Annotated in this window: 3 protein-coding genes; 1 reads left to right on the top strand and 2 read right to left on the bottom strand. The window is 68.3% G+C overall.

The features are described from left to right. Positions 1-132: 132 nt before the first annotated feature. The gene (locus tag YM304_RS17080; RefSeq protein WP_015442968.1) at positions 133-906 is read right to left on the bottom strand and encodes an alpha/beta fold hydrolase; all 774 of its coding nucleotides are present in this window, start codon (positions 904-906) and stop codon (positions 133-135) included. 139 nt (positions 907-1,045) lie between these two features. Beyond that, complete coding sequence (locus YM304_RS25110) at positions 1,046-1,624, bottom strand: TetR/AcrR family transcriptional regulator (protein WP_015442967.1); 579 nt, start codon at positions 1,622-1,624, stop codon at positions 1,046-1,048. A gap of 134 nt (positions 1,625-1,758) precedes the next feature. On the opposite strand from YM304_RS25110, the gene YM304_RS24850 reads away from it, so the two are divergent. After that, positions 1,759-17,268 (top strand): SdrD B-like domain-containing protein, encoded by a 15,510-nt coding sequence (locus YM304_RS24850; RefSeq protein WP_162142103.1) that lies wholly within the window; start codon positions 1,759-1,761, stop codon positions 17,266-17,268. Positions 17,269-17,279 lie beyond the last annotated feature (11 nt).

The following is a 17,279-nucleotide window of genomic DNA, read 5'->3' as shown; positions in this document are numbered from 1 at the left end:
CGATTTTGGCCTGGGCAGAAATCATCCTGAGATGTCGGTGGTTGGCGAATCCGACGTCGGTGAGACCACGCTTCGACCGCGTGGGTGGCGTTCGCGACGATTTTTGGCCTGGGCAGAAATCATCCTGAGATGTCAGAGGTGATTCCAGAAATCGAGGAGGGCGTCGGCGGCCGGCTCGGCATCGCTCACCATCCACCAGTGGCCCGCCCCGTCGAGCACCAACTCGGAACAGCCCAACTCCGAGGCCACCGGGTGTGCGAGGTCGGCGCTCACATAGGCATCGTCGGTCGCCGTGATGATCAGGCCGGGGGAGCGGTCGGCTCGCCGCAACGTGTCGGCGAACCCCCGAATCGCCGACTCGGGGGCCGACCGATACAACGCGAGAATCGCGACGCCCATGTCGGCATCCATCGCGTCGGCCAGCTCGGAGGCGATCGACTCGGGCAACCCGAGGCCCGTGTATGTCGCCACGCGATCAGCGCGTGACATCGACACCATCAAGTCGATGACCTGCTCGCCGACCTCCGGCGTCTGCCACGCCTTGGCTGCCTCGTGCCACACGTAGTCGGGATGGAGCAGCCCACCGATGTCGGCTGCCCACGACCGAACGAGATCGGGTCGCTCGCCAGCGAGTCGATACACGTGACCCGCACCCCAGTCGTGGCCGACGAGGTCGATCGAACGCCCGTGCTCGCTCCGCAGCTCGTCGAGCGCTCCGATCAGCCAATCGAGATAGCCGTCGCTCGTCGGCTCGAAGTCGGGAGGAAGCGGCGCACCGAACCCTGGAGGAGACAACAACACGATGTCGTCCGGAGCGACCGACCGACGGCTCAGCTCGTCGACGAGCGGTCGCCAGATCGCCGCCGTCTCGGGGTTGCCGTGCACGAACACCTTCAGCGACGTCATCGAGGAAGTATCACACCACGCCGAGCCGCCGCTCGACTCACAGTCTGTTCGGCAGTGTTGGCAGTGACTGTCACATGCGTTCATCCTGCCCGTTCGTCTTCGTGGGCGTGCCGGCGGAACGCGAAAAGGATGTGAGGTGCTACGCGGGAGTGACTCTCTCAGCGAGCGCGATCGCCTCGAACGACTTCGCCAGCAGCTTGTCGAGTGGCTTCACGCCGCCTGCGCGTTGCCAGCCGAGAACCGCTGTGGCCAGGACGGCGATGGCAGCCGCGGCGAGCGCCTCGTCTTTGGTCCCCGGTGTCTTCTTGCCACGTCGGCGCGCGAAGAGTTCGGCGACGGCCGGGCGCTGATCGAGGAGCTGGCGCTCGAACCGCTCGACGAGCGCCGGGTTCGCGACCACGAGCGACACCTCGGCGGCGAGGGCGTCGTCGCCGTTCCAGACCTTGTTGGCGGCGCGCTCGAACGCGGCGAGCGCGGTGCGATCGGACTCATCGCGCGCGAGTCGCTCGACGAGTTGGATCGGACGCTCGGTCGACAAGACGAGCGCCTCCTTCGTGCCGAAGTACCGGTACACGGTCGACGGTGACACGCTCGTCGCCGCTGCGATCTGTTCGACGGTCACCGCGTCGAACCCGTGCCGGTACATCAATGTGAACGCCACGTCTCGAACCTGTTCGATCGCCGCCGCCTTGTTTCGCTCCCGCAAGCTCCCCGTCATGGGCGGAAATGGTAGTCGGTTCCGCGAACACGTCTGTCCGGCGTCGCCCGTGTGGCGGACGAACACGCAGCGTGGCGGCCTTGAGCCAGTTCAGAAACTCTCAAGTTGGCAGTGAGACTGGCCGAAGAATATGGGTGAATTTCGTGTCGTCCGCCGTGCGCTCCGCCACCCGTCTGGGTCGCGCCGGCATCGCTGTGCTCCTCGCCATCGCTGCCTTGCCTCTCGTCCTGCTCCAAGGAGCCTCCACCGTGTCGGCGGGTGAACGCCCCGTCTTCACCATGTACGTCCCGTTCGAAGACGCCGACGTCATCGCGGGACTCTCGAGCATCTATCCACCGGGAACGTTCACCGATGCGGTGACCACGATCGACATCACCTCTGCAGCCGACGGCTCGGTCATCTACTGGGACCACTGGGAAGACGGCTACGAGACCGACATCGCCAACCCGGCCCCGGGCTCGTCGACCCTCGTGTGGGGCGACAACGACAACAGCAACGGCTCGACGCCCGGCGCCGCGACCGACGACGTCGACGCCGGCACCGTCATCTTCCTGCAGAACACCGTGGAGTTGCCGCGCAACAGCAGCGACTTCCGCTTCGACGGACGCGACAAGGTCGCCTCGACGCGAGGCTTCGCCATGACCCGCGCCGGCTGGAGCACCGACGTCGGCACGCTGCACGCCGGTGCCGTTGCCGCCACCGACCTCTCGAAGTGGGGCACGCAGTTCGACGTTCCGGTCGGTGAGAACATCGGCTTCGCCGCGTTCGACTACACCGGGCTGAGCGTGATGGCCTCCGACGACGACACGCTCGTCGAGATCGACACGAACGGCGACGGCGCGTACGACTCGGTCTCGACGCTCCAGGAGGGCGAGTCGGTCTACATCGACGGCGGCGTCAACGCCGGGGCCTCCGTGCAGTCGTCGAAGCCGACGCAGGCGCACCTGCTGACGGGCCGAACCGGGCTGACCTACGAAGGTCGATGGTTCGAGTTGTTCCCGAAGGAGATCCGAGGTGACGAGTACGTGGCCGCCGCTGGCTCGACCAGCGACACCGAGAAGGTCACCGTCTTCCTCCACAACCCGGGCACCGACACGATCACCATCGCGGTCGATGCCGAAGGCACCGCGAACGACGCCAACATCACCGTGGGTCCGTCGGCGGTCGGTTCGTACACACTGCCCAACCAGTCGGGTGCTCGCTTCTCGTCGCCCGGCAACCCCTTCATCGCGATCTCCGGCACCGTGGCCGTCACCGGCTTCACCTACGGGTACGACTGGGGCTACAGCCTCGTCCCGACGTCGAGCCTCACGCCCGGCGTCGTCGTCGGCTGGGGCAAGGGCAACCCGAGTGGCGACGCGAACCACAGCCGCATCTGGGTCGCACCGCTCGACAACATCACCGACACCGGCATCGAGATCTACGCCGACTTCGACGGCGACGGCACCGCCGACCTGATCGACACCAACGACGACGGCATCGCCGAGGCACCGTTCATCACCGCCGACGCCTTCGAGAGCGTGGCCATCGTCGACACGTCCGACAACGACGCGACCGGCGCACGCATCTACACACAGGACGGCACGCTCATCTCGGTCGCGTGGGGCCAGGACCCGGCCGACGGGGAATGCTGCGACGCATTCGACCTCGGCACGGCCGTGCTGCCGAGCACCGCGCTCGTGACGACGAAGTCGCATCGGCTCGTCGTCGACCTCAACGGCGACGGCAACGTCAACCCGGGCGACACGCTCGAGTACACGATTCGTTCGGTCGACGCCGGTGCGCTCGCGCTGACCAACATCAACGTCACCGACAACCTGCCGCCGACGTTGAACTACGTCCCGAACACGACGGAGGTCACCTACCTGTCGCCGTCGGGCCCTGCCACCGGTGGCCCCGTCAGCGACGACCTCCTCGGCACGCCGTTCCCGGTCGACGAGGGCGGCATCGACGTGCCGTTGCTCCAAGCCGGTGCTGCGGTCGAGATCTCGTTCCGCACCGAACTCGTCAACCCGTTCCCGCTGTTCGTCCAGAACGTTCGCAACGACGTCAACGCGACGTCCGACCAGGGCAACTCGACCGCGACGTCGATCGTCCCGGTCGTCATTCCGGACCTCTACATCGCCAAGACCGGCCCGACCGATCCGGTGATGCCGGGGGAGACGTTCGACTACACGCTCGACATCTCCAACATCTCGCTCGCTCCGCAGACGAGCATCGACGTCATCGACACGCTGCCGACGCAGGTCTCGTGGAACTCCACCACGGTCACCCGCCCGATCGACGATCCCGCTCCCGGCGGAGCGCTCACCACGACCGACACCTTCGACACCCCGGCGTACGACAACAACACCGCCGACTGGTCGTCGAACTGGATCGAGACCGGCGACGACGGGTCGCCCGCGAGCGGCGACGTCCGCATCATCTCCGAGCTCGGGAGCAACCGCATCCGGTTGCAAGGCGACAACAACAGCATTCGGCGTTCGTTCGACGCCACGAACTGGGACAAGGCGTTCGTCAACTTCGACTGGCGTCGTGAGTCGCTGGCGGCCGGCGACTCCGTCTCGTTCGAGATCTCGACGACCGGCGGCACGTCGTGGATCGAACTCGACACGTTCGCCGGTGCAGCCGACGACGCCGGATACTCCAACATCTCCTACGACCTGACGCGCTACGTCGGTCAAGACATCGACCTTCGCTTCGTGACCTCGGGCCTCGGCACCGCGAACCAGTTCTTCGTCGACGACGTCGAACTCGTGCTCGCACGACGCATCCTCGAGACCGTGCCGGGCAACGCCCCCTCGGCCCTCTACAGCGGCGGCGAACTCCTCACCGGAGAGAACCTCACGATCGACATCAGCGTCACCGTCGACGCCTCCATCGATCCGACCATCGACGACTTCACCAACACCGCCAGCACGCTCAGCGCGCAGAACGCGACGCCGGTGATGTCGTCGTGGACCGTCGACGTCGCCCGTGCCTCGATCGGCGACACGGTCTGGCACGACCAGAACGGCGACTTCGTGGTCGACGCGAGCGAGCCCCGCCTCGCCAACGTCGAACTCACGCTCTACGACGCGGTCGGTGACTTCATCACGACCACGACCACCGACTCCAACGGTGAGTACCTGTTCCCCGACCTCGATCCGGGCGAGTACACGGTCACGGTCACCGACGGCATCATCGCCGGGTTCGTCCCGATGGACGACGACGACGGCGACCAGGACGGAACGACCGACGTCACCCTCGAGTTCGGTGAAGACAACGTTCGCACCGACTTCGGCTACGCCATCCCGGTCTCGCTCGGCGACCGCGTGTTCGCCGACCTCGACGGCGACGGCATCGAGAACGGTGCCGACTTCGCGATCGGCACCGGAGCCACCCCCGACCTCGATGTGACGATCACCGGCATCACGCCGACGGCGTCCCACCTCGGCGGCTTCACCACGACGACCTCCGGCGGCGACTACCTGTTCACCGATCTGCTGCCGGGCACCTACGAGGTCACCGTCGACGTCAGCCCGCTCAGCACGGCTGCCTACCCGACCACCGTCGACGGCAACACGCAGACGCACGTGCTGACGTCAGCGAACGACATCGACACCGCCGACTTCGGCTACGTGATCCCCGCTTCCATCGGCGATCTCGTGTGGCACGACCTCGACGCCGACGGAATCTTCGATGCTGGCGAGCCGACGTTCTCCGGTGTCACCGTCACCGCGCAGCGCACCGACGCCGCGGCGCCGGCGATCACGCGCACCACCGATGCGAACGGCTACTACCTCTTCGCCAACCTCGATGCGGGCGACTACGACATCGTCGTCTCGACCGGCACCGGCGACCTCCCGGCCGGGTTCCTCTCCAGCACCGGTGGCGCCACGCAGAGCCACACCGTGGGGCAGGACGACGTGGTCGACACCGCCGACTTCGGCTTCTACACCCCCGGCACGATCGGCGACCTCGTGTTCAACGACCTCAACGGCGACGGCGTGCGCGACCCGGGCGAGCCCGGGCTCGAAGGGCTCACCGTGTCGCTGCTCGACGGAGCGACCGTCGTCGACACCACGACCACGGCGACCGGCGCCAACGCCGGCGAGTACGACTTCACCAACGTCGACCCGGGGGACTACACCGTCTCGGTCGACACGTCCGGTTTCGCCGCAGGCACCTACACCTCGCTCGACGGCAGCGCCCTGATCTCGCTGCGCTCGTCGGACGACTACGACCTGGCCGACTTCGGCTACGTCTTCCCGGCGACGTTCGGCGACTTCGTGTTCCACGACCTGAACAACAACGGCGTGTGGGACGCGAACGGGCCGGGTACCGCCGACGACGAACCGGGGATCGAGAACGTGTCGCTCACCCTCACCAGCCCGGTGCTCGCCGCCCCGCTCACCACCACCACCGACAGCGACGGCAACTACCTGTTCTCGACGCTCGACCCGGGCGACTACACCGTCACCCTCGACACGGCGTCGCTGCCGAGCGGCTACGTGCTCTCGACCGGTGGCAACACCCACTCGACGACGATCGTGTCTGGATCGTCGTACGACCTCGCCGACTTCGGCGCATGGACCACCGCCGACATCGGCGACTTCATCTTCCACGACCTGAACGCCAACGGGTCGTTCGACGCCGGCGAACCGCCGCTGGGCGACGTGAGCGTCACGCTGACGGGCACCGCCTCGTCCGGCGTCATCACCCCGGTCACCACGACCACCGACTCGGTCACCGGCCTCTACCTCTTCCCCGACCTCGAGCCGGGCAGCTACACGGTCACCGTCGACACGACGACCGTTCCGGCCGGCTACGTCGTCACCGCCGGCGACGACACGCGCTCGACCACGTTGCTCTCCGACAGCGACGACCTCACGCTCGACTTCGGGTACGCCACGACGTCCAGCATCGGCGATCTCGTGTGGGACGACCTCGACGGCGACGGCACGCGAGACCCCGGTGAAGCCGGCATCGCCGGCGCCGACGTGACGATCGTCGGCACCTCGAGCGGCGCCTCGCACCCGGGCGGTTCGACGCAGCAGACCGGTGCCAACGGCGACTATCTCTTCGACGATCTCGAGCCCGGCACCTACGAGGTGTCGATCGCGCTGACCGGCGTGCTCGCCGACACCGTCAACTCCGGCCCGGGCGTCGTCACGCCCGGCGTCGTCACACAGACCGTGACGGTCGAATCGGACGAAGTGCTCGACACCGTCGACTTCGGCGTCTACACACCTGCCGACATCGGCGACCTCGTGTTCGAAGACATCGACGGTGACGGCACGCGCGACCTGCCCGACGACGTCGGCTACGGCGGCGTCGACATCACGTTGAGCGGCACCACCTACCCCGGTGGCGTCGCCACGGCGATCACCCCGATCACCACCACGACCGACACCGCAGGCGCCTACCTCTTCGGCGAACTCGCTCCCGGCGACTACACCGTCACGCTCACGTCGTCCGACCTGCCGTCGGGCGCGGTGAGCACGCTCGGCGGTACCAGCCAGTCGGTCACGCTCGTCTCGGGCACCGACGACCTCGACGTCGACTTCGCGTTCTTCGACCCGTCCGACATCGGCGACATGGTGTGGGACGACCTCGACGGCGACGGCGTCCACGACGCCGGAGAACCGGGCATCGACGGCATCTCGATTGCGCTGTTCAGCGGCTCGACCGCCGACCCGCTGAACCTCATGGCCACGGCGATCACCGCGTCCGGCGGGATGTACTCGTTCGAGAACCTCGCGCCCGGCACGTACACCGTCGAGATCGACGTCGCCGACCTCGATCCCGATGCCACCATCACGACCGCCGGCGGCAGCACCACCTACACCACCACCGTCACCTCTGGAACCGACGACTTCACGCTCGACTACGGCATCGCCAACCCGGTGACGCTGGGCGACACCATCTACGAAGACGTGAACGGCAACGGCGTGTTCGACGCCGGCGAGCCGGCCATCACCGACGCGACCGGCATCACCGTCACACTCGACGGGGCAACCAACGTCTCGAGCACCGACGGCACCTACTCGTTCGGCCCACTCCTGCCCGGCAGCCACACGGTCACCGTCGACCCCGCAACGGTGCCGACCGGCTACACGGCCAGTTCACCGACGACGATCACCGCCGTCTACGAGTCCGGCGACGACGTCGACACGGTCGACTTCGGCTTCGTGCGCCCCGCGTCGATCGGCGATCTCGTCTTCGAAGACAGCAACGGCAACGGCGTGTTCGACAGCGGTGAGCCCGGCCTCGCCGGTGTCACCCTCGGCATCACCGGACCGGGCGTGCCGCTCGAGACCACGTACCTCACGACCTCGACCGGCGCCTACAGCTTCGACGACCTCGTGCCCGGCACCTTCACCGTCACCGTGCTGTCGGTCCCGGCCGGCTACACCAACACGGTCGGCGGTACCAGCCAGACCACCACGCTCGCCTCCAACGAGTCCGACAACACCCTCGACTTCGGCTTCTTCCAGGGCGCCGCCATCGGCGACGTCGTGTTCCACGACCTCGACGGCGACGGCACACAAGACGCCGGCGAGCCCGGACTGAACAACGTGACGGTCACGCTGTACGACGGCGCGGTCGTCGACCCAGGCAACATCAACCAGACGGCCGACACCGGCACCGACGACAGCGGTGCCTATGACTTCACCGGTCTGCCGGCCGGCACGTACACCGTGGCGGTCACCGCAGGGCTTCCCGCCGGCGTGGTCAACACGCTCGGCGCACCGAGCTACACCTTCACCGTGGCCTCCGGCGACGACGTCGACACGGCCGACTTCGGCTACTACACCCCGGCGACCATCGGCGACTACGTCTGGGACGACCTCGACGGGAACGGCATCGACGACGATGGCGCCGTGGCCGACCGCGGCATCGAGAACGTCACGGTCACCCTGTACACCGGCACGACGGTCGACGCGGGCAACATCGTCACGACCGACGACACCGACGCCAACGGCGCCTACGCGTTCACCGGGCTCGCTCCCGGCACCTACACGGTGGCCATCGACACCGCCGACCTCGCGACCAACGCGGTCAGCACCACCGGCGGCTTCGTCATCGACACGATCGTCGTCGAGTCGGGCGACACCGTCGACACCGCCGACTTCGGCGTGGCCAACCCGGCGGCGATCGGCGACCTGATCTTCGCCGACAACGACGGCAACGGCTCGTTCAGCGTCGGCGACGCCAACCTCGACGGCGTCACGGTCACCCTCACCGGTGGCAACCTCGGCGCCGGCAGCCTCGTCGACACGACGGGTGCCGACGGCATCTACGGATTCACCGACCTCTACCCGGGCGACTACACCGTCACCGTCACGCCGACCGGCGACCTCGACGGCGACGAGTTCTCGACCACGGGCGGATCGGTCCAGACCGTCACCGTCGTGTCGGGGCAGACCGACGACACCATCGACTTCGGATACGCAGAGCCGGCCTCCATCGGCGACACCCTGTTCCACGATCTCGACGCCGACGGCGTGCAAGACGCCGGCGAGCCCGGACTCGGCGACGTCGACATCACGATCACCGGCACCAGCGCAGGTGCGTCGCACCAGAGCGGCCTCACGATCCAGACCGGAACCGGCGGCAGTCTCGGCCAGTACGCCTTCACCGGCCTGCAACCCGGCGACTACACCATCGTGGTCGACACCGCCGACACCGACATGAACGCCGCGTTCGTCTCGACCAACGGCGGCGACAGCCAGACGGCCACGCTCTCGGCCGGCCAGAACATCGACACGATCGACTTCGGCTACGCCGCACCGGTCACCATCGGCGACTTCGTGTTCACCGACCCCGACGGCGACGGCGACCAAGCCGACGCCGTCGCCCTCGGCGGCGTGCAACTCGAACTGCGCGACGCCCTCGACGGGTTGGTCGCCACCACCACCTCCGACGCGACGACCGGCGCCTACAGCTTCACCGGCGTCATGCCCGGCGACTACCGGGTCGACGTGGTCGGCGGACTTCCCGTCGACGCCTTCTCGACGACCGGTGGAAACAGCCAGACCCTCACCGCGGTGTCGGCGACCGACGTCGACACCATCGACTTCGGCTACGCGCAACCGGCCACCATCGGCAACCAGGTGTACGTCGACGCCGACGCATCGGGCACGTTCGACGGCGGCGAGAGCGGGTCGACCGCCACGATCACGATCACGGGGACGTCGGCCGGCGCGAGCCATCCGGCTGGCACCTCGATCGAGGCCACCGGCGGTTCGTACTCCATCACCGGGCTCAACCCCGGCACCTATGACGTCTCGGTCAGCGGTCTTCCCACAGGAGCGACCCTCACCCAGGGAGCATCCGGCCACACGATCACCGTCGAATCCGGTGAGACCGACAACAGCGCCGACTTCGGCTACTGGCTGCCGGCCTCGATCGGCAACGAAGTGTTCGAAGACATGAACGCCGACGGCGACCGCGACCTCGACGACCTCGACTACGCCGGCGTCACCCTCACCCTGACCGGGCCCGGCGTTCCGGCGAACACCACGGCCACCAGCGGAAGCGACTACAGCTTCGACGGCCTTGCCCCCGGCACCTACACCGTCACGGTCACCACCGCACCGGCCGGTGCCGTCAACACGCTCGGTGGCTCGAGCCAGACCGTCACGATCACGTCGGGCGAGACGAACGACACCGTCGACTTCGGGTTCTACGAACCGTCGACGATCGGCGACTACGTGTTCGACGACCTGAACGGCGACGGACTCCAGAACGACGGCGCCGCCGCAGACCGAGGCGTGGCCGGCGTGGAGTTGACGCTGACCCGCACCGACGGCACCCCGTTCACTCCCGTCACCGACACCACCGACTCCTCGGGCGGCTACGACTTCGGTTCGCTCGCACCGGGCACGTACCAGGTGGCCATCACCTCGGGACTTCCGGCGGGCGCCGTGAGCACCACCGGCGGCACCACGATCTCGACGATCGTCGTCACCTCCGGCACCGACGAGAACGACGTCGACTTCGGCATCGCGCTCCCGGCCTCGCTCGGCGACATGGTGTTCGAAGACGTCGATGGCGACGGCACGCTCGACGCCGGCGACACCGGTTTCAGCAACGTGACGATCACGGTGCAGGGAACCTCCGCCAACGCCAGCCACCAGGCCGGCACGACGATCACGACCGGCAGCGGCGCGACCGCAGGCGACTATGGACTCGGCGGCTTGCTGCCCGGCACGTACGACGTCACCGTGAGCACCGGCACCGGCGATCTGCCCGCCACCGCGGCCTCGTCGACGGGCGGCGACACGCAGACCGTGACCCTCATCTCGGGCCAGACCGACACCACGCTCGACTTCGGCTACACGCTGCCGGCGTCGATCGGCGACCAGCTCTTCGTCGACAACAACGCCAACGGTGTCTTCGACGCCGGCGACACGGGGCTCGGCCTCGTCGACGTGACCCTCACCGGACCGGGCCAGGGCGCCGGCAACACGCAGGCCACCCTCGCCGACGGCTCGTACGACTTCACCGAACTCGCCCCGGGTGAGTACACCGTGACCGTCGACGTCGACGACCCGCAGTTCGTCGCCGTCTTCGGCAGCGGTGCATCGTCGACCGCGATCTCGTCGACGGGTGGCAACGCCCAGACGGTGACGATCTCGTCGACCGACAACATCGACACCGTCGACTTCGGCTACTACGCCCTCGGCTCGATCGGCGACTTCGTCTTCACCGACGCCAACGGCGACGGCGACATCGACCTGCCCGACGACATCGGCATCGAGAGCATCACCGTCACGCTCGACGGCGGCGACCTCGCCGGCCCGATCACGACCACCACCGGTACCGGCGCCGGCGCGGGCGACTACCTCTTCGACGACCTCACCCCGGGCACCTACACGGTGACCGCCACGGTCGCCGGTCAGACGGCCACGACCCCTGGCGCCGCCGGCGGCACGGTGCAGACCATCACGCTCCTCTCTGGCGGAGCGATCGACACCGCCGACTTCGGGTTCATCGCTCCGGCATCGCTCGGCGATCTGCTGTTCGACGACCTCGACGGCGACGGCGTGTTCGACGCCGGTGAACCCGGACTCGAAGGCGTGACCGTCACGCTCACCGGCACCACGGCCGCAGGCGCGATCACCCCGGTCGTCGCGACCACCGGAACCACGGCGGGCGGCGATGCCGGCGAGTACGGCTTCGACGACCTGCTGCCCGGCGACTACACGGTCACCGTCAGCACCGACACCGGTGACCTCGCCGCCGCGACCTACACCTCGACGACGGGTGGCGACAGCCAGACCGTGTCGCTCGCCTCGGGCGACGACGACACCACCGTCGACTTCGGCTACGTGGCGCCCGGCGCCATCGGCGACTTCGTGTTCGACGACCTCGACGGCGACGGCGTGCAGGACGCCGGAGAACCCGGCCTCGGCGGCGTGGTCGTGCGGATCTCGGGCGGCGACCTCGCAGCACCGATCACCACCACCACCGGCACCGGCGGCAGCCTCGGCCAGTACACGTTCACCGGACTCGCCCCGGGCACCTACACCGTCGAGATCGTGTCGGGTCTCCCGACCGGCGCCGTCCAGACGCTCGGCGACGGCGGCATCACCGTCACCCTCGACTCCAACGAATCGCTCGACGATGTCGACTTCGGTGCCTACATGCCGATCTCGATCGGCGACCTCGTGTTCACCGACGAGAACGGCAACGCCACCTTCGGCGCAGCCGGCGGCGACGCTCCGATCAGCGGAGTCGAACTCACGCTCAGCGGCGCCGCGCTCGCCACCGACCTCGTCGACACCACCGACGTCAACGGCATCTACGGCTTCGACTCGCTCGCCCCGGGCACCTACACCCTGACCCTCACCGGCGGGGTTCCCGCCGATCACGTGTCGACCACCGGCGGCAACTCGGTGACCTTCACGCTCGTGTCGGGAACCGACGACTTCGATCTCGACTTCGGTCTCGTCGAGCCCGCCACCATCGGCGACCTCGTCTGGCACGACACCAACGGCAACGGCACCTTCGACAGCGGCGAACCCGGAATCGGCGGCGTCCAGGTCGAACTCGTCGACGGCGGCGGCGCCGTCGTGGCGACGCAGACCACCACCGCCGGCACCGGGGCCTACGAGTTCACGAACGTGACCCCGGCACCGCTCGACTACACGGTGCGCATCGTGGCGGCCACGGTTCCGACCGGCTACACGGCCACCACACCGCAGTCGATCGACCTCACGATCACGTCGGGTGACGACGTCGACACCGCCGACTTCGGCTACGTCACGACCACGTCGATCGGCGACTTCGTCTGGGACGACACCAACGGCGACGGCGTCCAAGACGCCGGAGAAGACGGCCTCGGCGGTCTGACCGTCACGCTGACCGGCGGCGCACTGGTGACCCCGCTCGTCGACACCACCGACGGCAACGGCGCCTACCTGTTCGAGAACCTCGCACCCGGCACCTACACGGTGACCGTCACGCCTCCGGCCAACGCGGCGACGACCACCGGCGGCAACAGCCAGATCCTCACCGTGCTGTCGGGCTCGCCGGACGACACGATCGACTTCGGCTACGCCTTCGGCGCCGCCATCGGCGACCGCATCTGGCACGACCTCGACGCCGACGGCATCGACGACGGCGAGCCCGGCCTCGCCAGCGTCGAAGTGCTCCTGAACGGCAACGGCCTCAGCCTGAGCGACACCACCGACGGCACCGGTGCCTACAGCTTCACCGGCCTCGCCCCCGGCGAGTACACGATCACGATCAACGCCACCACGGTGCCCGTCGGAGCGAACTCCGGCGCCCAGCTCACACCGACCACCGCGATCACGACGACGCTGACCGTCGAATCCGGCGACCTCGTCGACACGGTCGACTACGGCTACGCCACGACGGCGACGATCGGCGACACGATCTTCGACGACCTCGACGGCGACGGCGTGCTCGACCTCCCGGCCGAGCCGGGTCTCGACGGCGTCACCGTCGAACTGGTCGACAGCGGCGACAACGTGGTCGCGACCGACACGACGGACGGCACCGGTGCGTACGAGTTCACCGGTGTGGCACCCGGTGACTACACCGTCCGTGTCGTCACGGCTTCGCTGCCCGCCGGCTACTCCCAGACGACGAACCCGTCGGTGGCATCGGTCTCGGTCGAGTCCGACGAGCTCATCGACACCGTCGATCTCGGCTTCGCCCGCCCGTCGACCATCGGTGACTTCATCTGGCACGACCTCGACGCCGACGGCGTGTTCGACGCCGGCGAGCCCGCGCTGAGCGGTGTGACCGTCAACGTCTACGACGGCGGCTTGAACCTCGTCGGAACCGACGACACCGACGGCAACGGCGCCTACCTCGTGACCGGCCTCGAGCCGGGCACCTACACCGTGCAGGTCGACACCGCGTCGCTCCCGAACGGTGCGAACTCCGGAACGCAGATGGTCGCGTCCGCCGGCGTGCCGTCGTCGATCAGCCGCACGGTCGAGTCGGGCGACAGCGTCGTCGACGCCGACTTCGCCTTCCACACGACCGCCACGATCGGCGACCAGATCTGGCACGACCTCGATGCCGACGGCAACGACGACGACGGCCCCTACACCGACGCCTGGCTCGACACCGTCGTGGTCGAGCTCATCGATGCCAGCGACGACAGCGTCGTCGCGAGCACCACCGCGACCGACGGTGCGTACTCCTTCGCCGGTGTCGCACCGGGTACCTACGAGGTGCGCGTCGACGAGACGACCGTTCCGGCCACGCACTCGTCGACCACCGGCAACAACCCGGCCACGGTCACCGTGGTGTCGGACGAACTCGTCGACGACGTCGACTTCGGCTACGCCGCACTCACCGGCGGCTCGATCGGCAACGAGATCTTCGACGACCTCGACGGCGACGGCGTGCGTGATGCCGGCGAACCCGGCATCGAGCTCACCGTCGAGCTGTGGAGTGGCGGTGCGCTGGTCGACAGCCGCACCACGACCGCTGGTGGCTACACGTTCGCCAACCTGGCGCCGGGTACCTACGAGGTGCGCGTCGTCGAGTCGTCGATCCCGGCCGGCTACGCCTCGAGCACCACGACGGGCGCCAACGTCTCGAACGGTGGCAACACGCAGACCTTCACGATCCAGTCGGGCGACGCCCCGATCGTCACCGCCGACTTCGGCTACGTGGCGGCGGCGACCGTCGGCGACTACGTCTGGCACGACCTGAACGCCGACGGCATCCAGAACGACGGCGCAGCGGCCGACGTCGGCCTCGCGGGCGTCACCGTCGAGCTCCGCAACGGCGCGACGGTCGTCGACTCCGACGTGACCGACGCCAACGGCGCCTACCAACTCACCGCCGCTCCCGGTTCGTACGACGTCGTCGTGCTCGGCACGTCGGTCCCCGATGGTGCCAACTCGGGCAGCCAGATGACCGCCACCACGGCGTCGTCGATCCCGGTGACGCTGATCTCGAACGAGGTCCGCACCGACGTCGACTTCGGTTACGCGACCACCGCCTCCATCGGCGACACGATCTTCGACGACCTCGACGGTGACGGCATCGAGCAGGCCGGCGAGCCCGGACTCCCGGGTGTGACCGTCGAACTGTTCGACGGGGTCAGCACCGTCACCACCACGACCGGACCGAACGGTGAGTACACGTTCAGCGGCCTGGCGCCCGGCGACTACTCGGTCTCGGTCGTCGCCTCGTCGCTGCCGACCGGTGCACTGGCCACGACCACGACCGACCCGGTCGACGTGACCGTCGAATCGGATGACCTCGTCGACACCGTCGACCTCGGCTTCACGCTGCCGGGCACCATCACCGGCGAGATCTTCGTCGACGCCGACGCCTCGGGCACCCTCGGCGCCGGCGAGAGCAACGTCGCCACCGAACTCGACGTCGACCTGCTCGACGGCGGCGGCTTCGTGGTCGACACCGTCACGACGGTCGGCGGGGTCTACACCTTCACCGACGTCGTTCCGGGCGACTACACGGTCCGTCCGTCGATTCCTGCGGGCTCGTTCCTGACCGTTCCCGATGTCGGCGGCGACGACACGATCGACTCCGACATCGATCCGAGCACCAGCGAATCACACGTCATCACGATGACGAGCGGCGCGGCCATCACCGACGTCGATGCCGGCGTGTACGAACTCGCCACGATCGGCGACACCGTGTTCGTCGACCTCGATGGCAACGGCACACAGACGAGCGACGAACCCGGCCTCGTCGGTGTGGCCGTCGCAGTGCGCGACGCCGGCGGCAACGTGATCGGAAGCGCCACCACCGATGCCGATGGCATCTACTCGGTCGACGTGCTCCCCGGCACTCACACCGTGTCGATCACCGTGCCGAGCGGCTACGCCGCCGGTGTCGGCGGCACCAGCCAGACGGTCACCATCGCCTCGGGCGAAACCGATGACACCGTCGACTTCCCGGTCGTGGGAGCGGGCGAGCTCAGCGGCTCGGTCGTGTACGACGTCGAGAACGACGGCGGCATCGATGCCGACGATCCCGGCCTCGGTGGCATCACCGTCACGGCCACGTGGGACGGCCCCGACGGGCCGGTCGAGTACACCACCACGACCGACTCCGACGGCGCGTACTCGTTCGCCGGACTCCCGCCCGGCGACTTCACGGTCGTCGTCGACCCCACCACGCTGCCCGATGGCATCGTCGACCCGACCGTCGACCCCGACAGCACGGTCGACCTCGAAACCGTCGCGACCGTCGGCGGCGGCACCCCGGCGACCGACATCGACTTCGCCGTCAGCGGCACCGCATCACTCGGCGACAACGTGTTCCTCGACGAGAACCAGAACGGCCGACTCGACCCGGGCGAAACCGGCGTGCCCGGCGTGACCGTGATCGCAACCGTCTCCACCCGCGCTGGAGTGATGACCTACACGACGGTCACCGACAGCAACGGCAACTACGAGTTCACCGACCTCCCGGCCGGCGACTACTCGATCTCGATCGACACCACGACGGTGCCCGCCGGCATGCGGCCGACCGTGGGCACGCTGACGGCCACGCTGGTCATCAACGGCGCCGACGACTCGGTCGACGTGCCGCTCGTGCAGGTCGCCGGACCCGTCGCGATCGACGATGCCGACACCACACAGCCGTCGACCCCGGTCACGATCGCGGTGCTCGACGACGACGACATCCGCGACGGCACGACCGTGACCGTCACCTCGATCACGCAGCCGCCGAACGGGACCGCCATCCTCAACACCGACGGCACCGTCACCTACACACCCAACGACGGCTTCGACGGAACCGACACGTTCGAGTACACGATCTGTGACCTCGGCGGGCTCGAAGCCGCCGGTGACACGCCGGCCAACCGTGCGATCTTCTGCTCGACCGCCTCGGTCGACGTGGTCACGCCGGCTGCCGAGGTCGTCGCCCCGCCGACGACCACGCCGACCGGAACCACGCCGCCGACGACGGTGCCGACCACCCCGACCACGACGCCGACGAGCACGACGACCGGAACCACATCGGACACGCCGAACATCCCTCGTGCCGGTGCCGAGAACGGCTCGATCCAGCTGCTGGGCCTCGGTCTGCTCCTCGTCGGTCTGGCGCTGTGGGCGGTCAGCCGCCGACGCCGTGACGACGACGATGGCTCCGGTGTCTCATCCAGCAACGCCTGGCCGGCGCCGACGCTCTGACCGGAAACGCT

This window comes from Ilumatobacter coccineus YM16-304 (genome assembly GCF_000348785.1).
Lineage (GTDB): Bacteria > Actinomycetota > Acidimicrobiia > Acidimicrobiales > Ilumatobacteraceae > Ilumatobacter_A > Ilumatobacter_A coccineus.
Note: the sequence above shows the minus strand (reverse complement) of the source record. Positions and strands in the feature narration are given on the sequence as shown.